This window comes from Flavobacterium oreochromis (genome assembly GCF_019565455.1).
In the GTDB taxonomy this organism is placed as follows: domain Bacteria; phylum Bacteroidota; class Bacteroidia; order Flavobacteriales; family Flavobacteriaceae; genus Flavobacterium; species Flavobacterium oreochromis.
In genome coordinates, this window is record NZ_CP067377.1 from 350,320 (window position 1) to 371,222 (window position 20,903).

Consider the following 20,903-nt stretch of genomic DNA (forward strand, 5'->3'; position numbering starts at 1 on the left):
TTCTTTGTTTAGACAAAACAGTAAACAAGTCATTTACTATATTTATCATAGGAATTTATTAAACCTATAGGGAAGAATATTAACCAAACTGGAGTTTATAAAACACAAAAACAGATATTAAGTTATGTCATAATATCTGTTTTTTATTATATTAACAGCTAAAAATAGATTCTCTTGTTTTAAAGCGATAAAGGAAAAACAAAATTTTATCTATACTATCATTTTTTACTTCATAAGATATACTTTCCTCTTATTTAACGGTTGAATATTCCTAAAATTAGGTCTAGTATAAATTGATTTATAGAAATCAAATTGAGAAGAGGAAACTTCTTGTTTAGACTTAAACACAAACCAAGTCACAGGACCTCCGTTTGTAACATTAGAATTTGCACCAAAATTCGGTGTCGTAAGAGACCCACTATAAGAATAAATTTTATTTATATCTTCAGGCAAAATTCCCGGAATAGATAACGAAATATTAGGAGAATTTACCTGATCAGCTTGAGTTGGAGAATTCTCAAACAACTTTTGAATAGTTGAATTTACAGATCCTAATTCTACCAAAACTCCTAAAACAGCATACGAATTATCTGCTGATTTATTTACAAGATGAATTTCCATTTTACTGTATTCTCCATCAATTTTATGTTCGCTATTATAATGAAAATGTATATTGACCAAATTATATTTTTTCTTACTGACAACAATGTAATTATTATCTGTATCTGTCTTATTAAGATGAATTTTCAACTCTTCATTAGCATGATTTGTAATTTCACTTAAAGTCATTCTACCATAATGAATCTCTAAATCACTTCTATTTACTGAATTTACATTTGAAGTCTGAATATCAATAGGAGTCTGAGATGCTACTACAAACTGAGGAAAATTAGCTGTAAAAATAGGAGTACTAATTAAGTCCGTAGGATATTTCATTGAATTAACTGATGAATCAGTACCTTTGTCTAAATCCGTAACATAGTCATTATTATCAACACTACAGGAAATGAGTAACCCTTGAACAGATATGGCCATAAAAAACGCCATAGTTGATTTACGAACAGATTCTTGAATTTCTAAAAAATAAAACTTGTTTGTCTTCATTTTAATATAATTTTAGTTTTTAAGTAGTTTTTATTTGATATTATTTCTATTAGTGATTTATTTTTACTATACCTTTATATTTTTTTTAGAGAATAGTCCATTTATTTTAATAATGCTTTTTCATCAAAAATAAAACCGCAAAACTATCAATAATTACAAACAAAAAGACATAAATACTTATTATTCACATTTTTTTATGAAAAAACACAAATAATAACACTTTTTTTCACACATAACACAAAATTACCTTTAACCAACCGTTTTTTCCAACAAAAACATAATCCATAAAAGAGTAGTTTAAAAAATAATTCCTATAAAACATATTTGTGTCCAAAAAACACCTCAATTTCACAGGATAAAACTTTAATTAAATACCATTTTCTAATTATTTTTCACACAATAATAGAAGTCTTAAATGTATTCAACCAATCTAATACAGATAAACAAGGCACTTCAATTAAAATAATTCTAAAATTAAAAATACCATTCAAAAAAAATCCCTCTTCTCCTATCAATACTAAGCTCTAGCTGACGAATGAAAAGGGATCTATTTTTTGAAACAAAAGCTCTATTTTCAAAAAGACTTCTGATGAAAAAGGACTGTTAGGAAAAACATTCTATTTACAAGAATATATAACCTATAATATCTCATTAATTTCGTTCATATCTACAACAACCGTGAAGTTTTTCATAATCTTCTTGAATTGCTTTTACATTTTTAGTATCGTGCCCTATTTTCCCAATTGCTTTTTCAACATCTAATAATGTGCATTTTTCTTCATTTAAAACTAAATGCAACATTTTTCCTTCAATATCATACTGTGCCATTTTTACTCCTGAAATTGAAAAAGCAGCTCTTTCAATTCGTTTTTTACACATTTCACAATTTCCATTTACTTCTATATTATATTTTGCATTTTTATTTTTTTTAACTCCAATAAATTCAGATCCTACTATTTTTTCTTGAGCAAAACCAAAAACACTTATAAATAATACTAATACCAGAACTATATTTTTCATTTTTTTATATTTTATTATTAAACAAAAACCTTAACTAAAATTACTTCACTTTAAAACGCAAACCAGCATAAATCATTTGACCAAAAATAGGCGCATACACAACAGAACTATCAAAATTTGTTCCAAACGGATTTTCTGAACCTATGATCGCTTTTTGTTGTCTATAATTCCCTAAATTCTCTACACCTGCATAAACTTCAAATGCAGAAGAAAAAGTACGTGATACTTGAGAATTCATCAAAATAAAATTGGGTGAAAACTCTGGTAATTCAGCATTAGTATTAGACAATTGCTGATTGCCAATCCAATTTAAAGTAAAATCAAAACGCCATTGTTTTCCTTTTTTACTCATATGCGTTGCATATTCTATATTAGAAAAGAAACGATGTTTTGCCTGCAAAGGATGTTGATATCTACCTAAATAATAATCTGTTTTAACATCATAAAATTTATATGCTGAACGTAAATTGAGCTGCTTAACAATTTCAACATTAAATTCTATTTGAAAACTATTAGCGAACGAATTACCTATTAAATTATAAAAAGAAACCTCTTGATATGATTGCAAAATATCTACAACAACTTGATTTTGAAAATCTGTACGATAAAAATCAAGTGAAGCATCAGCATTCATACTAAAAATTTTAAATTTTTGCAGAAATCCAACACCATAATTCCAAGCAATTTCCGGATCAAGACCATAAATTTTACCTAGATTATTTAATACAACAAATTTTCTATTACTTGCAAAAAGGACTTGATTTTCTGCAAAAATATTTGCAGCACGTTTTCCTCTTCCTGCTGAGATCCTTAACACTGCATCCTTCCAAGGATTATAACGAGCATGAATACGAGGAGTAATAAAAAAACCTAACCGATTATGATAATCTACACGACCTCCAAAAATAACACTAAAATTATCTGTATTATCATAGGTATATTCAAAAAAGGCTCCTATTCCATTATCCTTCCTACTTACATCTTCTCCTAAAACAAATTCATTATAATGATCTAACGTAAAATTCAAACCTGTACTAAATTTATTCATTGTATTATGAATAATAGAATTAAATATTAGGTTAGAATAAAAACTATTTTGTTTTATAGTATAAGTTTTTAATCCAAAATAAGAATTTTGATCATGTATGGTAAATGCATTTTGAAAACCAATACTCTGATAGGGAGCTTCTTTCCAAACATACCCAATTTTTGACGAAAAATCAATTCGATCTGTATTAATCTCGGAACCCCATACTTTTCCACTCAATTTATCTGTTACGGGATTAAAAAACATTTGTCCTGTTTGTTTTTCATCTTTCATATAACGAAAATTCAAAAAACCAACCCAACCTGTTTCTGGATTAGAATACTGCCAACGGTTCATCAGATTTATTTGACGACCTAATGGATTATCTAAAAAACCATCTCCGTTCATATCTTTTTTTGAAACGCGCATATTGCTATGAACTAGCAGCATAGTCCCCCATTTAGAACCTATCTTTTCAGAAAGATGTGTATTTAATTCAAAACGGGAATCAGTAGAACCATAAAAGTTTAAATAGAAAGAACTTGAACGAAGTGAATTCAAGCTTGCAAGCTCTTTGATTGGTTTTAATAATTCTGTATTAATTTGCCCTGAAATACTTTCATAACCATTAATTACACTTCCTGCTCCTTTAGTTACTTGAATACTTTCTATCCATGTACCAGGAGTAAAAGACATACCAAATACTTGTGAAGCCCCCGAACAGAAGGTATATTTTCTTCAGCTATCAGTAAATAAGGAGAAGTTAATCCCAGCATTTTTATCTGTTTAGTACCCGTTAACGCATCTGAATAGTTAACATCAATACTAGGATTCGTTTCAAAACTCTCTGCTAAATTACAGCAAGCTGCTTTTAGCAATTCTTTACTTGATAAAACAGTAGTATTAGTTGCCTTTAATAAAGATTTTTCTATTTTATCACGCTTAGATTGGATTGTTATTGTTTTTAAACTATCCAACCTCTGCCCAAATAGCAAAGTACTAATGAGCATAAATACACATATATAAATGACTTTCATCTTAAAATTAATTAGTAAAACACTCCTTTTTCGGAAAATCCTCCAAAATAGATATGACTAATTAATTTAGGCGTAAAATAACAATTGAGAATATAATTTATAAAATGGTGGTGCATGAGTATTACAGTAATAGGCGGGCAGATTATCCACTATAATCTTATCCATTGCATAATCATTAAACACCAGTTCTAACTCATCTTTTGGTATAAAAACAGGTAATTTAAGCTCAAATGATTTGATTAAAACATTTTCTGAAGTACTGTTCTTGATTTCTACCTTTTTATCTTTACAACAAGAATCTTCTAGCACTATTTTATTCCCACAACAGCTTGAAGAACTATCTTTTTAAGATTATCAAAAGTAATAGCAGCTATCACTTCCCCGCAATAATGCACATTAATTGCTAATCCTGTATTTGAGATTAATACAAGCAACGCCAAACATGTATTTACAATATTACGGAGTCTCATTGGGACAAATATAACGATATTTCTATTCAGTTATATACTACAAGTTTTTAATTAATTTTTTGAATTTTTTATTTGATAATAAAACGCAGGAATAAATAATATTAAAAACAAAGGATGAATTAAAAATCGACGTATATAAAACAGAGTCATTACATAGCTTTCATCACAAAACTCTAAAAGTAAAAAAATCAAAAAGATCAAAACGATTAAAAACAGTATATATAAAACAATTGAAATTTTTATTATTGATAATTCTTGAAACAACGCATAGAGAATAACCAAACTTAATAATGTATTTAATCCATAACGAACTAACCAATTAAACAAAAGCTTAAACATGTCATATTTTGGATATAACAGACCATGAAACATTCCTCTAAAATACTCATTAAAAGGATCATAAAATAAAATCAGCTCATAATTCCTAATCAGAATCAATCCTATTATTGATAAAATACCAAATATAATTTTAAATTTATTTTGAAACATAATCTGAATATTTTTTCACCCAATACGTCCAAAGTAAACAAACCACTCCATAAATCATAAGAGGGAATAAGACACCATGTAAAAAATGTTCATATTGAGGATAAAGATCATAAAGAACAACTAATAAAGCTATTCTAAAGAGATTTAACACATAAATAAAGAAACTCCCAAATAGCAAAAATATTGTTGTCTGCTTGAAAGTTGTTGAAAAAGCTATTATAAAAGCTTGAAAAAGAACAATAATACTTATAGAATTACACCCTTCTATAATACGTGCTAAATATTTCCCATTAAGATGTAATTGGTATTGTTGATTAAAAGTATCTTCTATAATATTTACTTTTTGTCCAAAAAAAACAAGTATAGCTTCTGTTGCATAAGACACATTTCTAGTAAATCCATCTACTTGATTTACAAAACTTGATAAATATAACCTATAAAGCATTGCAAGTATCAAATAAGAGAAAAAAAACTTTCCTAAAAAAAGGAAAAAGGGGCGGTATTGTTTTAAGAGAGTTTTCAATTAATCATTTTTTTAACAAATTTATATAATTTAAAAAAAACAAGTAATTTACATTTGCAAAAAACTTAAAGATTATGGAATTTGAAAATTTAAAACCACAAATCATATCTATTACAACTAACAATTCATTATCCAAAGATGAAAAATTATTAAATATCTGTCAATTATTAGAAGAGCGCATCTCATACTATAACTGGGTAGGATTTTACTTTGCTAATCATGAAACACGTACTTTGCATTTAGGCCCCTATGTAGGAGCTGAAACAGACCATACAGTTATACCTTTTGGCAAAGGAATTTGCGGGCAAGTAGCAGAATCTAACACAAACTTTGTTGTACCTGATGTACAAGCACAGGACAATTACATTGCTTGTAGTTTTACTGTAAAATCCGAAATTGTTGTACCATTATTTGTAAATGGTATCAATATTGGTCAAATAGACATTGATAGTCACATACTAGATCCTTTTACAGAAAAAGATGAACGATTTTTAGAATTTGTAAATTCAGAAGTTGCTAAACTTTTTTAAAATAATTTATATTTCATAATTTATAATTCATAATTATTTTTAACTTTGCGTCCGTATTGAGAAAATCTCAATCTGCATAATAATCATTTAAATAATATTAGCATGTATTTATCAAAAGAGAAAAAAGCTGAAATCTTCACTCAACACGGAGGAAAAGCTGAAAACACTGGATCAGCAGAAGGACAAATAGCTTTATTTACTTTCAGAATTAACCACTTAACTGAGCACTTAAAAAGAAATCGCCACGATTACAACACTGAGCGCTCATTAGTAAAGTTAGTAGGAAAAAGAAGAGCTCTTCTTGACTACCTAAAAAACAAGGATATCAACAGATATCGTGCGATTATCAAAGAATTAAACATCAGAAAATAATCCAGATGAAAAGAGGTGCCCGCGCGCCTCTTTTTATTTTTTAATACATTTAAAACAAAAGTTTGGTTTTTCATTGGGTTTCAAGCAACTACACACAACAACACAACAACAACAACACAACTAGAACCCATTGTTTAATTTAACAAAAAAAGATTTTATGATCCCAAAAGTATTTCAAGAGGTTATCGACTTAGGAGACGGAAGAACCATCACAATCGAAACCGGAAATTAGCCAAACAAGCCGATGGGTCTGTAGTTGTGCGAATGGGCGATGCTATGCTTTTAGCAACAGCTGTTTCTGCTAGAACAGCTAACCCAGGAGTTGATTTTCTACCTTTAACAGTAGATTATCGTGAAAAATTTGCAGCAGCAGGTCGTTTTCCTGGAGGTTTCTTTAAAAGAGAAGCACGTCCTAGTGACAGCGAAGTATTAACTATGCGATTAGTAGACCGCGTTTTACGCCCTCTATTTCCAGATGACTACCATGCTGAAACACAAATCATGATTCAACTAATGTCTCATGATGAAGATGTTATGCCAGATGCTCTAACAGGTTTAGCAGCATCAGCATCATTAGCTGTTTCAGACATACCTTTTTACAACTTTATATCAGAAGTTCGTGTAGGTCGTGTAGATGGTAAACTCATCATTAACCCTAATAAAACACAACTTGAGAAATCTGACATCGACATGATGATTGGAGCTTCTAAAGACTCTGTTTGTATGGTGGAAGGCGAAATGAAAGAAATTTCAGAAGCCGAAATGATAGAAGCTATCAAATTTGCACATGAAGCTATTAAAACACAAATTGAAGCACAAGAAAGACTTCGTACAGCTATTGGCTCCCTTACATATCGTGAATACGAAGCAGAAAAAAATGACGAAGCCGTTTACAACAAAGTAAAAGAAGCTTGTTATGACAAATTTTACGCGGTAGCTCAAGAAGCATCAGCAAAACATGAAAGAGGCGAAAAATTTGCCACTATTTCAGAAGATGTAAAAGCTTTATTTTCTGAAGAAGAGTATACCGAAAATGAAGATTTAAAAGAATTAGTAAGTCGCTATATCTACAAGACACAAAAAGCAGCCGTACGCAACGTAATTCTTGAACAAGGAATTCGTTTAGACGGTCGTAAAACAACTGAAATACGCCCTATTTGGTCTGAAATCGATTATTTACCTTCCGCTCATGGTTCAGCAATCTTTACTCGTGGCGAAACACAAGCCTTAGCTACTGTAACACTGGGAACATCTAGAGAAGCAAACGTAATTGATTTACCTTCAGAACAAGGAGAAGAACGTTTTTACTTACACTACAACTTCCCTCCTTTCTCTACAGGTGAAGCAAAACCATTAAGAGGAACTTCACGTCGCGAAATTGGACATGGAAACTTGGCTCAACGTGCACTTAAAAACATGATACCCGCTGATTGCCCTTACACTATTCGTGTTGTATCAGAAGTATTAGAATCAAACGGTTCTTCTTCAATGGCAACAGTATGTTCTGGAACACTGGCATTAATGGATGCTGGCGTACAAATGGTAAAACCAGTTTCTGGTATTGCTATGGGGCTAATTACTGATGGAGAAAATTTTGCAGTTTTATCTGATATCTTAGGAGATGAAGACCACCTAGGAGATATGGATTTCAAAGTAACAGGTACTGCTGATGGTATAACAGCTTGCCAAATGGACATTAAAATTGAAGGTTTACGCTATGACATCATGGAACAAGCATTAGCTCAAGCTCGTGATGGACGTATGCACATATTAAACAAAATCATAGAAACTATTGCAGAACCAAGAGCTAATGTTAAACCAAAAGCTCCTAAAATTGTAATGAGCTCTATACCTGCAAATATGATCGGAGCATTTATTGGACCAGGTGGTAAAAACATCCAAGAGTTACAAAAAGTAACCGAGACTACAATCGTATTAACAGAAGAAGGCGACAAGGGTATAGTAGAAATTTTAGGAACTAACCAAACAGGAATAGAAGCTGTATTAGCTAAAATTGAAGCGATGGTATTCAAACCTCAGTTAGGAGAAGCTTACGAGGTTAAAGTAACTAAAATGCTTGATTTTGGCGCTGTAGTAGAATACACAAAAGCACCTGGAAACGAAGTATTATTACACGTTTCTGAATTAGCCTGGGAACGTACTGAAAAACCTAGTGATGTAATCAATTTAGGAGATGTCTTTATGGTAAAATATTTAGGTATTGACCCTAAAAACAAAAAGAAAAAGTTTCAAGAAAACAATTACTTCCTCGCCCTCCTCGCGAAGAAAAAAAAGAAGATAAAAAAACAAACCCTCAAGGTTAATTAATTTTATTAATTCAAATAGCTAAAACCTCGAAAAAAATCGAGGTTTTTTTATTTTTTTGTAACTTTTTATCAATGCGTTACGTATAACCAATACAACTTTTAAAAAGCAAGGAGATTTTTAAATGAGACAGCTCAAAATTACTAAGCAGGTAACCAATCGTGAAACTGCTTCCCTAGACAAATACCTACAAGAAATTGGCAAAGTAGATTTAATTACTGCTGATGAAGAAGTGGAATTAGCACAACGCATCAAAGCAGGTGATCAAAGAGCCTTAGAAAAATTAACAAAAGCGAACTTACGTTTCGTAGTATCCGTAGCAAAACAATACCAAAATCAAGGATTAACCTTACCCGATTTAATTAATGAAGGAAATTTAGGTTTGATTAAAGCAGCTCAACGTTTCGATGAAACGCGTGGTTTTAAATTTATTTCATATGCTGTATGGTGGATTCGTCAGTCTATTTTACAAGCTTTAGCAGAACAATCTCGTATTGTACGTCTTCCACTAAACAAAATTGGATCTATTAATAAGATCAACAAAATGTACGCTTTACTGGAACAATCTAATGAACGCGCTCCGTCTGCCGAAGAAATAGCAGCAGAATTAGACATGACCGTAAACGATGTAAAAGAGTCTATGAAAAACTCAGGACGTCACTTGTCAATGGATGCTCCTCTCGTTGAAGGTGAAGATTCTAACTTATACGATGTATTACGCTCTGGTGAATCTCCAAATCCTGATAGAGAACTAATTCACGAATCATTACGTACCGAAATTGAACGCTCTTTAGAAACATTAACTCCTCGTGAAGCAGATGTAGTTCGCTTATACTTTGGATTAGGAGATCAACATCCTATGACTTTAGAAGAAATCGGAGAGACTTTTGATCTAACCCGTGAACGTGTACGTCAGATTAAAGAAAAAGCCATCAGGAGATTAAAACACACTTCTAGAAGTAAAATTTTAAAAACTTATCTAGGATAAGTTAACTTTTTCTAAAATTTGTTAACTTTACTTCTTCTTAAAAGCTATAATTTAAAAAATTATATACAGTAACAACAGTCTAAGACTGTTCGTTTTTTGATTGATGATTGAAACTCCGGCTGATTACCGGAGTTTTATTTTTTTATAAAAATTTAAAAAACAGAATCTAAAAACACACAACCTCTTGTTTATTACACAAAAACCACACCCAGTAAACCTTTCATTACATGAAAAACATAATTAAATATATTTTTTTTTAACAAAACATTTGTTTTTATTAAAAATATGTTTTATATTTGATTTAGTTGTATTTCCATAATTGGTTGTTATTATTCAAAAATAAATAGGCTATGACACTTCACTTTTAAAGAATTAAAAAAGGGATATCCCCTGATTCATTCCAAAATTATTTTTTTAAATACACCTCCATACACCTTATGGACATACTATTGTTATGTAATTTTTTTTAAATTTTTATATTATGTCATTTAAATCAAAACTATCAGTAGCTGGAAAAGAGTACACTGTACTAAACGTAAATTATGGTTTATTTCAAGAAACTGATGCAACAGGTAGACCCTCTACCGTTACTAGAGGTGGTAAAATTGAATTAACTATTGAAGGAACAGCAGACACTTCTTTCTTTGAGTGGATGACCAATTCTTTTGAAAGAAAAGACGGTAGCGTAAAATTCTTCAAAAGAGATAGCGATGCTGTTTTAAAAGAATTAAAATTTTCAGAAGCATATGTAGTAAAATTCAGAGAAAACTTTGATTCTACAGGCGTAAACCCTCTAACTGAAACCTTCACTATTTCAGCTAAAAAAATTGAATTAGGAAACGGTGCTTACGAAAACGAGTGGGTATAATTAACTAAGTAAACAAAAAGAGGGTGTCCGAGAAGTAAAACAAACGCACCTTTTGTCATGCAAACCCAAGAAAAGTTCCATATCTCTATTATGCGATTTACTTCGTTTACTTAAACGTAGCCCTTGAGTTTCCCTTGGTCAACTAAAGCAAAACAGCTAAACGATCTTAAATGGCAAAATTGCGGACTTTTTAGACAGCCTCTTTTTTTATTTTAAATAACAACATCATAAAAAATTAACCTATGTCATTTTTAGCAAAATTAGAACTAGACGGCAATATTTACAATATCTTAAGTTGTGATTATCATTTTACACAAGAAATAGATGCCACAGGAAAACCAGAAGGTATGCCTCAAGGAGGAGAAATCAGCATTCGAATAGAAAGCAATGGAAAATCAAACTTACTTCAATGGATGCTTGATCATAGCCAAACTAAAAATGGAACCATCATATTCTTTCGAAGAGATGCCATGAGCAAATTACAAGAATTAAGCTTTGAAAAAGCCTATTGCGTTTCTTTTTCAGAACATTTTGATGCTAAAAGCGACGAGCCCCTACAAATTGCAATGCGACTCATGGCTAAACGCTTTACACTCAATGATGCCACTCACGAAAAAAATGGAAAGAATAAACTAATTAACCATAGAAATCAACCATTTTCATAACGGAAACGATTATTACAGCCAATTTGTAGAAATCCCTGATATGTGGATCCACCTTATTTTGACGACAATATCTATCCTAACCGCCAAGAACAAATCGCATATGTAGTAGATCACAACAACCCTATAAGAATGGGTAGAGTACGCGTACAATTTCCTTGGCAAGAAAAAAGAATCACCTCCCGTGGATTGGCTTGACACAACCCTAGTCAGGAGCCGGCAAAGGCTTTCATTTCATCCCTGAAATAGGCGAAGTCCTCGTAGGATTTGAGAACGGCAATGCAGAAAAATCGTTTGTATTAGATACTCATTACAACGGAAGCGAAACCAGCGGGTACCATTCCCTAAATAATGATCAAAAAATCATTAATACCCGATCTGGAACAAAAATAATCCTAAATGATGCCCAAGGTTGCGTTTTCATAGAAGACCCGAGCGGGAATAGATACGAACAAGAAAACATTAATATTAATACACCTAAAAATGCCTTTTCTTATTATACCTTTTTAAAACAGTGCCATATAAGGTGTTTTAAAATAGATTTTTACTGATAAAACAGGCATATATACCCTTTATTTTACAATAGTATATTATAGTGACTCCATTGGGATTCGAACCCAAATCGTCAGAACCGGAATCTGATATTCTATCCAATTGAACTATAGAGCCCTTTTTAGCAAAAACAATTAATTATAAGTAAGTGTTTTTACTAATAAAAAGATTATGCTAAAAGCTTTTTCACTACATTAGAAATGGTTTTACCATCAGCTTGTCCTGCTAAACCTTTAGAAGCTTGCCCCATTACTTGTCCCATAGCAGCCATTCCAGAAAAACCTCCTTCTTGAATAATTTTAGCTACAGCAGCTTCTACTTCTTCTTCAGATAATTGAGCAGGTAAAAACTTTTCAATAACTGTTACTTGTGCTAATTCTGGCTCAGCTAAATCAGGACGATTTTGTTCTGTATAAATAGCAGCCGAATCTTTACGTTGTTTTACTAAACGTTGCAATAATTTTATTTCATCATCAGCTGAAATTTCTTCTTTAGCCCCACTTTCTGTCTGCGCTAATAAAATAGCAGACTTAATAGCTCTTAAAGCTTCTAATGCTACTGAATCTTTAGCTTTCATAGCATTTTTCATTTCATCCATAATTTTTGCTGATAAACTCATGTTTCTTTGTTTTTGAATATAGCTTTTAGATGTAAAAAACTATACTTATTAATACTTATTAATTTAGATTTTACTTTCCTTATTTCAATTGAAAACAGAAGAACTGCGAAATTAAAAAAATAACCCGAAAAATCATTAAATTTTTCGGGTAACATAAGAGCATTTTTATTTTAATTAATCTACATTATCATGTAAAAAAGAATTATTAGAACGCAATTGTATTTCATCATTACTGTCTAATCCTAAAGACATTCTTGATTGATTATTCTGAATTGGATTGTTTGTTACATCTAATCCCATTCTTTTGTAAGCTGGTACTTTTTCGTACTCATCTACACGAGATGCGTTATTATGAAATTTATAATTAAATTCTTTCATTTTACGACGACGTTCCTCTGCTCTTAAACGTAATGATTCTTCAATAGACATTTCTACTGGAGAAATTTCATTAGAAGCTAAACTAAAATTTTGTTCTACAACAGGCTCTTCTGTTTGCTTCATTGTAATATTTAACTCCTCCGGAATATTTTCTACTACAGGCTCTACTTTTTTAGTCTGAAAAAATGGATTTTCATTTTCCATATATTCTTCTAAAGAATGGCGAATAATTCCATCTTGTGACACCTCGGTCATAGGTACAAACTGAACAGCTTGATTAACTTTTATATCTTTAATTTCGTCTGTCAAATCAAAAACTGTTTTTTCTGTAGCACTGGTAGTAGTTGTCATTGTTTCCTTTCTAGCTACAGGTAAATCAAAAGTAAATGCTACGGGATCCTGTACAGATACCACCTCTGGAGCTATTACTTCCATTGCTTTAGCTTCTGGAGTTGTAATAAAAAATTCATTTGCAACAACTTGCTTAGGTGAAACTATTTCAAAAGTAACATCTAAGTTTTTGATAAATTCAGAAGTAGGAACTAAGTCTAAATTTGAAACTACTGGTTGTATCACAAGGGGTTGTTGTGCGGTTACGGGTTGTTTCTGTATGGCTACTGGCTGCTGTACTACTGGTTGTTGAAAATCATTTTGAGCAGGAATAGATGATGTTAAGTTATTAGGCGTTTCATCTTCTAAAGTATAAACAACTCTTGTATCTACAGGAGGTACTATTGTTGGAACTACTGGAACTACTGGTTCAGAAGGTGTAATAACTGTATTAAAATCAAAACCCTGAGCTTCAAATTTTTGTGTTAAATTTTGCACTAATTTTTGTTCATCTTCTAAGGCATGAATTATTCTTTTAGGTTCCGTATTTACAAAACCTGCCTGCTGTTCTATACAAAATCCAGTTGCAATAACCGTGACAGAAATTTTATCTCCAAGTTCTTCATCTTCTCCTACCCCCATGATTATATTAGCATTATAACCTGCTTCTTCTTGAATATAATCATTGATTTCTCCTATTTCATCAATAGTAATTTCGTTAGCACCTGAAACGATAAGCAACAAAACGTTTTTAGCACCCGTGATTTTATTATCATTTAATAATGGTGAATCTAAAGCTGCTACAATAGCTTCTTTAGCCCTATGCTCTCCTTCAGCTGTAGCAGATCCCATAATAGCTGTACCACTATTAGATAATACTGTTTTAGCATCTTTTAAGTCAATATTTTGAGTATAGTGATGAGTAATTACTTCTGCAATACCTCTTGAGGCCGTAGCTAATACTTCATCTGCCTTAGAGAACCCTGCCTTAAAACCTAAATTACCATATACTTCACGAAGTTTATTATTATTAATAACAATAAGTGAATCTACTTGTTTTCTTAATTTTTCAACTCCTAATAAAGCTTGTTCTGAACGGACTTTACCTTCAAACTGAAAAGGAATTGTTACTATACCAACAGTCAAGATATCTTTTTCTTTAGCCAATTGAGCAATGACTGGCGCAGCACCTGTACCAGTACCACCGCCCATACCTGCCGTGATAAAAACCATCTTAGTGTTAGTATCTAACATTTTTTCGATATCCTCAATACTTTCCAAAGCGGCTTGATGCCCTACTTCAGGATTTGCACCTGCACCTAAACCTTCTGTTAGATTAGCACCTAACTGAATACGATGAGGAACATTACTATTCTGTAAAGCTTGAGAATCTGTATTACACACAATAAAATCAACACCTTTGATTCCTTGTTTATACATGTGGTTAATAGCGTTACTACCACCACCTCCAACACCAATTACTTTTATCACATTGGTTTGCGTTTTAGGCAAATCAAATGAGATACTTCCAAATCCTGAGTTGCTTTCCATACTATTTGGTATTTATATTTTCTTGTTTTATTATTGATAATAAACGATTACTCGGCATTATCTAAAAAATCTTTAATTTTATCTATATATTTATCAAAGAAGGAACGACGAATCGTTTTTTCAGTTGATTTTGATTCAGGGATTTGGGCTTCCTCAATTTCTTTTTTCAACTCTTCTTCTATAACTTTTTGTTCTTCTTCAGTTGGTTTTTGAACCAAAATAGGTTCAGGAATATAATCCTCCTGAGGAATAGCACTCATTGTGTTGTTACGAATACTATTCATAACTAAACCTACAGCAGTAGCATATAATGGGCTTGAAATTTCTTCACCTGAACTTCCTGCTAAATGCTCATTTGGATAACCTATACGGGTATCCATTCCTGTTATGTATTCAACTAATTGTTTAATATGTTTTAACTGGGATCCTCCTCCTGTTAAAACGATTCCTGCAATTAGTTTTTTTCTTGGGTCATCATGTCCGTATGATCTAATTTCGCTATAAATTTGTTCTATAATTTCCACAACGCGTGCATGAATAATTTTAGAAAGATTTTTTAATGAAATTTCTTTTGGCTCTCGTCCTCTCAATCCAGGAATAGAAACAATTTCGTTATCTTTATTTTCTCCTGGCCAAGCAGATCCAAATTTTGTCTTTAACAATTCTGCTTGTTTTTCAATTATTGAACACCCTTCTTTTATATCTTCTGTTATTACATTTCCTCCAAATGGAACGACGGCCGTATGACGAATGATACCGTCTTTAAAAATAGCCAAATCAGTAGTACCTCCTCCTATATCAATTAGAGCTACTCCTGCTTCTTTTTCTTCTTGACTTAAAACGGCATCAGCCGAAGATAACGGTTCTAACGTTAACCCCGACAAATCTAAACCTGCGCTTTTTATACAACGTCCTACATTACGAATAGAGGAAGCTTGTCCTAATACTACATGAAAACTAGCCTCTAAACGTCCTCCATACATACCTATTGGTTCTTTAATTCCTTCTTGTCCATCAATTTTAAATTCTTGAGGTAGTACATGAATTATTTCTTCACCTGGTAACATAGGTAATTTTTGAACCTGCCCAATGAGCAGATTAATATCTTTTTCACTAATTACTTCTTCAGCATTAGGTCTTGATATATAGTCACTATGCTGAATACTACGGATGTGTTGCCCTGCAATACCTACGACTACATCTTTTATTTTATAGCCTGAATCTTTTTCTGCTAAAGAAACAGCCTCTTGTATAGACTGGATGGTTTGAGTAATATTATTTACTACCCCACGAGCCACACCGAGACTTTTAGACTTTCCTACACCTAAAATTTCAAGCTTACCATATTCATTTTTCTTACCTAACATAGCTACGATTTTAGTCGTACCTATATCAAGTCCTACTGCTATATTATCTCTTTCCATACTCTTTTATTTTGTGCATACCACTTGTTTGATAAATTTTAGATTAATAGTTTTATATGAACCTAAAATTGTATCCTGCACTGCTTTTTGAAAAAAAGCTTTATAGTTATTAAATTTCCGTTCCATATAAATAGTTCTCCCGAAAATTATATCATAACTATAGTTTCTATTCTTCATTATTACACTTCCATCTGGTTTTATCTGCATTCCGATAATATTTTTTTCAAAAATTCATCATCATGTATCATTTTTAGTAATGTTACAAAATCCTTGCTATAAGAATTTTGCGTGGTACCATAAACTAATGGTACACGCGCACTAAAATTGCCAGACAATGGCATCTTACCTCCTTTATAATCAATATAATAAGAGTTGTCATAATCAAAAACTCGAGCGATTGGGGTCTTTTGAGTAACTACAGCTTTAAGCTTTCCATCTACACTAACATAAACTTCTGATTTTTCAACTAGTTTATGTTTGTTTATGGAGGCTTCTATAGCGTTCAAATCTAACTCTTCTTTTGCCACTGAAAAAGAACCACCAAAATTTTCTATCAACAAGTTATTAACCGTTTCAGGTGTTAAAAAGGGGTTATTTTTATCCACAATTTCCACTTGAGTTTTCATAATTTTCCTAGAATCATTTCTTTTTGATGCAAAAGAATATAAGAAAATCATAAACCCAAAAATGACTATTAGTTGAATATTTATTAACCAATTTTTACGCATCTAATGCCTTCTTTATTTCTGGAACCATTTCGCCTACATCTCCTGCTCCAATAGTAACAATTACTGGAGCATCTGACAATTCTAGCAGACTTATTAGTTCTTCTTTTTGTACTAATTTTTTATTCTTATTTTCAATTTTATCTAACAACCACTTTGAGGTTACTCCTGGCATAGGTAACTCTCTAGCTGGATAGATTTCCATTAAAAGCACTTCATCAAATTGTGCTAAACTTTTTGCAAAATCATCTACAAAATCTTTTGTTCTACTAAACAAGTGTGGTTGAAAAACAGCCAACACTTTTTTATCTGGATACAACTCACGCACTGCTTGATGTACAGCATTAATTTCTGTTGGATGGTGAGCATAATCATCTATATACACAAAACTTGGCTTGCGAATTTGAAAAGAAAAACGACGTTTTACCCCTTTAAATGTTGCCAAAGCATTAACAATAGAATCTATTGGTGTACCATATGTACGCGCCATAGCAAAGGCTAATAAAGCATTCGTTAAATTATGTTTCCCTGGCAATCCAAATTTTATATCTCTAATTTGCTCAGTTGGTGTTTTAACATCAAAAATGTACCATCCGTCAACAATTCTCACATTATGTGCTACATATTGAGAATCATCATTTACGCCCACGGTTACACCTTCTAAAGGTAGATCATTGATTACAAACAAATTATCTTTATCTTGAACTTTTGCTGCAAATTCATTGAAAGTGGCTTTTATAGAAGCGTCATCTCCATAAATATCTAAATGATCTGCGTCCATTGAAGTTACGCAAGCGATATTGGGGTGCAAATGTAAAAAGATCTATCAAATTCATCTGCTTCAACGACAGTAATTGTTTTTCCTGATCCAATTAAATTAGAATTATAATTCTCTACTATACCTCCTAAAAAGGCTGTGACATCTAAACCACTTTCATATAAAATATGACCTAAAATACTTGAAGTAGTAGTTTTACCATGTGTACCTGCTACAGCAAAACAAAAGGTGTCTTTTGTAATGATCCCTAAAACTTCAGCTCGCTTTTTTATCGTAAACCCTTTTTCCTTAAAATAATCCCATTCTGAAAGTTGTTTAATAGCAGGAGTATAAACAACTAGGGTATTTTCTGGCGTACAAAAATCTGGAATATAACTAATATTATCTTCGAAATGAATATTAATACCATTTGCAATTAAATCATTAGTTAGCATTGTAGAGGTCTTATCATACCCCATTACTTCTTTTCCTATATATTTAAAATAACGAGCTAAGGCACTCATACCAATGCCTCCTACCCCTATAAAATAAACGTTATGTATCTGTTCTAAGTTCATTCTTAAATTCAATTTTCAATTTTCAACTTGAAACTTGAGCTTAAGTTTATGAGTTGAATCTTTTTCATTAATTTTAAAGTTTAATTTGTTATACAACTAATTTTATTATTTCATCTACAATTTGCTTAGTTGCATTAGGCCGTGCTAGAGCTTTTATATTTTTGCTTAGATCTTCTTGTTTTGTTTTATCATCTAAAATAGTTTTAAAAACTATCTGAAACTGATTATCTATTTCATTTTCTTTAATGAGAATTGCCCCTTTTTTATCTACTATAGCTTGGGCATTTTTTGTTTGATGATCTTCGGCTACATTTGGTGATGGTATAAAAACTACCGGTTTACCTACCAAACATAATTCAGAAACGGATGAGGCCCCTGAACGTGAAATAACTATATCTGCTGCTGCATACACTAAATCCATTCGATCAATAAAAGAAAGTAGTTGTACTCCTTTTTTCTGATTAAAATGTTTGTATTCTTCAAAATATAATTTTCCACACTGCCATATTATTTGCAATCCTTGCTCTAATAACCAATCTAGTTCTTTTGCTACTAATTGATTGATTCTTCTGGCTCCTAAGCTTCCTCCTAAAACAAGTAAGGTTCTTTTGGAAGGATCTAATTTAAAATAAGCTAAAGCTTCTTCTTTTTACTATCAACAGAAATTAAATCTTGGCGTATAGGATTACCTGTAAGAACTATATTTTTATTTGGAAAAAATCGTTCCAAATTTTCATATGCTACACAAATTTTTTTAGCTTTTTTACTCAATAATTTATTAGTAATTCCTGGATAGGAATTTTGTTCTTGAATAAGTGTTGGAACACCTAAAATAGAAGCTACTTTTAATAGTGCCCCACTAGCAAAGCCTCCTGTTCCTATAACTACATCTGGTTTAAAGCTTCGTATAATCATAAATGATTTTATTAAACTTGATACTAACTTTAATGGAAACATTGCATTTTGAAAAGTCAATTTTCTTTGAATACCTGCAATCCATAATCCTTTTATTGGATACCCTGCCTGAGGAACTTTTTGCATTTCCATTTTATCACTGGCTCCTACAAATAATATATCAGCTTGTTGATAACGTGATTTAATCTCGTTAGCAATAGCAATAGCAGGATAAATATGTCCTCCTGTGCCTCCTCCACTGATTATGAATTTTGGATTTTGTTTCATTTCTATTTTGGCTTTGAATCTAATTTTTTTTATACGTTTTTTTTTATAGATTAAGAGAAAAACTATATTATTTATTTAGAACTGCATTCATTGGGTTATTCTTCTCTTCTATTGAATAATCTCCATTCACTTCTTGATCTAATTTATTTTGCTCTTCAATTTCTCTGTCTATAATTCGTTGTAAAGCTGCTTCTCTTTCTTCTCTTTCTTCTTTTTCTTGTACTATTTCTTCTTCTTTTTAGTTACATTCAAGATAATACCAATGGCAGCGCATGTCATCCAAATAGAGGTTCCCCCACTACTAATGAGTGGTAAAGTCTGACCTGTTGTAGGCAACAATTCTACTGCTACTCCCATATTTATAAAAGCTTGAAAAATAATAGGAAATCCTAGACCTGCGACTATGAGTTTACCAAATAATGTAGGGGCTTTATATGATGCAATAACAAAACGAACAAAGAGCATCAGATATAAGAAAATAATAGCAAAACCACCTATTAAACCAAATTCTTCTATAATAATTGCAAAAATAAAGTCAGAAGACGATTGTGGAAGGAAATTACGTTGCACACTCTTACCTGGACCAAGACCATAAATTCCTCCTGTTGCTATAGCTGTTTTGGCTTTTTCAATTTGATAATCTTCATCTGGATCTGATTTATCCGATATAAAATTTTCAATACGACTCATCCAAGTATCTACACGGTTTGGAAAAGCGTCTGGAAAAGCTTTTACTAAAATTATAAAAAATAATGCTGCTCCAATTCCCATTCCTATAATAATAGCACTATTTTTTATAGGATATTGTCCTACGAAAGTAATCATTAGTACCATCGAAAAAATAAGTGCAGCGGTAGAAAAGTTCGCTGGAAATATTAACCCTACGGTAACAAATACAGGGATCCACAACGATATAAATGATTTTTGAAAGGTCATTTCTTCAATATCTGTCTTAGACAAATAACGTGCCACATACATATAGAGTACCATAGCTGCTAAGGCAGATGGCTGAAATGATATTCCTCCTGGCAATTGTATCCATCTACTGGCATTAGCACCATCAATAACGGTTCCCTTAAATAAGGTATAAATTAACATTAACCAGACGAAAGGCAAGAGAACCATTGATAAATTTCTGAAATAATGATAAGGTACTTTATGAGAACCATACATAATAGCGAAACCTAGTCCTAAGTGCATAAAATGTTTAAGTAAATAACCTAGGGTATTTCCTGTACCTCTACCTAGATAGGCTAAATTACTACTTGCGCTATATACGGGCATAAAAGAAAATAAGGCCAAAAGCGCAACGAATGCCCAAATGACTTTATCTCCTTTTAGATTATGTAGTAATTTTTTCATATTTTACTTTAGTAGTTTAATAGTTCAGAA

15 protein-coding genes, 1 tRNA gene and 6 pseudogenes are annotated in these 20,903 nt (G+C 31.7%); 7 read left to right on the plus strand and 15 right to left on the minus strand.

Features of this window, described 5'->3' with window-relative positions:
- Positions 1–225 precede the first annotated feature (225 nt).
- From JJC03_RS01745 to xrtF, 7 genes and pseudogenes are all read right to left on the minus strand, one after another.
- A complete protein-coding gene (locus JJC03_RS01745; protein WP_088398290.1) occupies positions 226–1,104 on the minus strand; it encodes a carbonic anhydrase family protein in 879 nt (292 codons plus the stop codon).
- A 651-nt stretch (positions 1,105–1,755) separates the two neighbouring features.
- Positions 1,756–2,124 (minus strand): heavy-metal-associated domain-containing protein, encoded by a 369-nt coding sequence (locus JJC03_RS01750; RefSeq protein WP_088398289.1) that lies wholly within the window; start codon positions 2,122–2,124, stop codon positions 1,756–1,758.
- A gap of 40 nt (positions 2,125–2,164) precedes the next feature.
- Positions 2,165–4,161: pseudogene (locus JJC03_RS01755) on the minus strand (TonB-dependent receptor plug domain-containing protein).
- Positions 4,162–4,254: 93 nt separating this feature from the next.
- Positions 4,255–4,515 (minus strand): annotated as a pseudogene (locus JJC03_RS01760) (HYC_CC_PP family protein); the annotation flags it as partial.
- Positions 4,497–4,658, minus strand: a complete 162-nt coding sequence (locus tag JJC03_RS19370; protein WP_445297849.1) for an HYC_CC_PP family protein — start codon at positions 4,656–4,658, stop codon at positions 4,497–4,499. The pseudogene JJC03_RS01760 and the gene JJC03_RS19370, both read right to left, overlap by 19 nt.
- Positions 4,659–4,709: 51 nt before the next feature.
- Positions 4,710–5,147: an exosortase F system-associated membrane protein gene (locus JJC03_RS01765; RefSeq protein WP_088398286.1), complete on the minus strand. Its 438-nt coding sequence runs from the start codon at positions 5,145–5,147 to the stop codon at positions 4,710–4,712.
- A complete protein-coding gene (gene xrtF, locus JJC03_RS01770; protein ID WP_088398285.1) occupies positions 5,134–5,670 on the minus strand; it encodes an exosortase family protein XrtF in 537 nt (178 codons plus the stop codon). The genes JJC03_RS01765 and xrtF overlap by 14 nt, the downstream gene beginning before the upstream one ends.
- A 74-nt stretch (positions 5,671–5,744) precedes the next feature.
- Between xrtF and JJC03_RS01775 the strand changes: the two genes are divergently transcribed.
- The 7 genes from JJC03_RS01775 to JJC03_RS17185 all read left to right on the plus strand — a co-directional run bounded on the left by JJC03_RS01775 (position 5,745) and on the right by JJC03_RS17185 (position 11,613).
- Positions 5,745–6,200 (plus strand): XrtF-associated fRMsr-like GAF protein, encoded by a 456-nt coding sequence (locus JJC03_RS01775; protein ID WP_088398284.1) that lies wholly within the window; start codon positions 5,745–5,747, stop codon positions 6,198–6,200.
- 102 nt (positions 6,201–6,302) lie between these two features.
- Positions 6,303–6,572 carry a 30S ribosomal protein S15 gene (gene rpsO, locus JJC03_RS01780; RefSeq protein WP_088398283.1) on the plus strand — a complete coding sequence of 90 codons (270 nt, stop codon included), beginning with the start codon at positions 6,303–6,305 and terminating at the stop codon, positions 6,570–6,572.
- A gap of 276 nt (positions 6,573–6,848) precedes the next feature.
- Positions 6,849–8,900, plus strand: a complete 2,052-nt coding sequence (locus tag JJC03_RS01785; RefSeq protein WP_374226242.1) for a polyribonucleotide nucleotidyltransferase — start codon at positions 6,849–6,851, stop codon at positions 8,898–8,900.
- Positions 8,901–9,021: 121 nt separating this feature from the next.
- The gene (locus JJC03_RS01790; protein WP_014164868.1) at positions 9,022–9,885 is read left to right on the plus strand and encodes a sigma-70 family RNA polymerase sigma factor; all 864 of its coding nucleotides are present in this window, start codon (positions 9,022–9,024) and stop codon (positions 9,883–9,885) included.
- A 481-nt stretch (positions 9,886–10,366) separates the two neighbouring features.
- Positions 10,367–10,753: a type VI secretion system tube protein TssD gene (gene tssD / locus JJC03_RS01795; protein ID WP_088401344.1), complete on the plus strand. Its 387-nt coding sequence runs from the start codon at positions 10,367–10,369 to the stop codon at positions 10,751–10,753.
- 242 nt (positions 10,754–10,995) lie between these two features.
- The gene (gene tssD / locus JJC03_RS01800) at positions 10,996–11,418 is read left to right on the plus strand and encodes a type VI secretion system tube protein TssD (RefSeq protein WP_235873874.1); all 423 of its coding nucleotides are present in this window, start codon (positions 10,996–10,998) and stop codon (positions 11,416–11,418) included.
- A 42-nt stretch (positions 11,419–11,460) separates the two neighbouring features.
- On the plus strand, positions 11,461–11,613 hold the full coding sequence (locus JJC03_RS17185) for a hypothetical protein (protein ID WP_258932089.1): 153 nt from the start codon (positions 11,461–11,463) through the stop codon (positions 11,611–11,613).
- A 398-nt stretch (positions 11,614–12,011) separates the two neighbouring features.
- Here JJC03_RS17185 and JJC03_RS01810 read toward each other — a convergent pair.
- From JJC03_RS01810 to JJC03_RS01845, 8 genes and pseudogenes are all read right to left on the minus strand, one after another.
- Positions 12,012–12,084, minus strand: a tRNA-Arg gene (locus JJC03_RS01810).
- 52 nt (positions 12,085–12,136) lie between these two features.
- The gene (locus tag JJC03_RS01815) at positions 12,137–12,586 is read right to left on the minus strand and encodes a GatB/YqeY domain-containing protein (RefSeq protein WP_088398656.1); all 450 of its coding nucleotides are present in this window, start codon (positions 12,584–12,586) and stop codon (positions 12,137–12,139) included.
- 174 nt (positions 12,587–12,760) lie between these two features.
- Positions 12,761–14,845, minus strand: coding sequence for a cell division protein FtsZ (gene ftsZ / locus JJC03_RS01820; RefSeq protein WP_235873875.1), 2,085 nt, complete (start codon positions 14,843–14,845; stop codon positions 12,761–12,763).
- Positions 14,846–14,892: 47 nt separating this feature from the next.
- Entirely contained in the window at positions 14,893–16,269 is a 1,377-nt protein-coding gene (gene ftsA / locus JJC03_RS01825; RefSeq protein WP_088398654.1) for a cell division protein FtsA, read from the minus strand.
- A gap of 6 nt (positions 16,270–16,275) precedes the next feature.
- Positions 16,276–16,997: pseudogene (locus tag JJC03_RS19460) on the minus strand (cell division protein FtsQ/DivIB).
- Positions 16,990–18,329, minus strand: a pseudogene (gene murC / locus JJC03_RS01835) (UDP-N-acetylmuramate--L-alanine ligase). Before murC ends, JJC03_RS19460 begins: the two co-directional pseudogenes overlap by 8 nt.
- Before the next feature lie 88 nt (positions 18,330–18,417).
- Positions 18,418–19,511, minus strand: a pseudogene (gene murG / locus JJC03_RS01840) (undecaprenyldiphospho-muramoylpentapeptide beta-N-acetylglucosaminyltransferase).
- Between the two features lie 67 nt (positions 19,512–19,578).
- Positions 19,579–20,873 (minus strand): annotated as a pseudogene (locus JJC03_RS01845) (FtsW/RodA/SpoVE family cell cycle protein).
- Positions 20,874–20,903 lie beyond the last annotated feature (30 nt).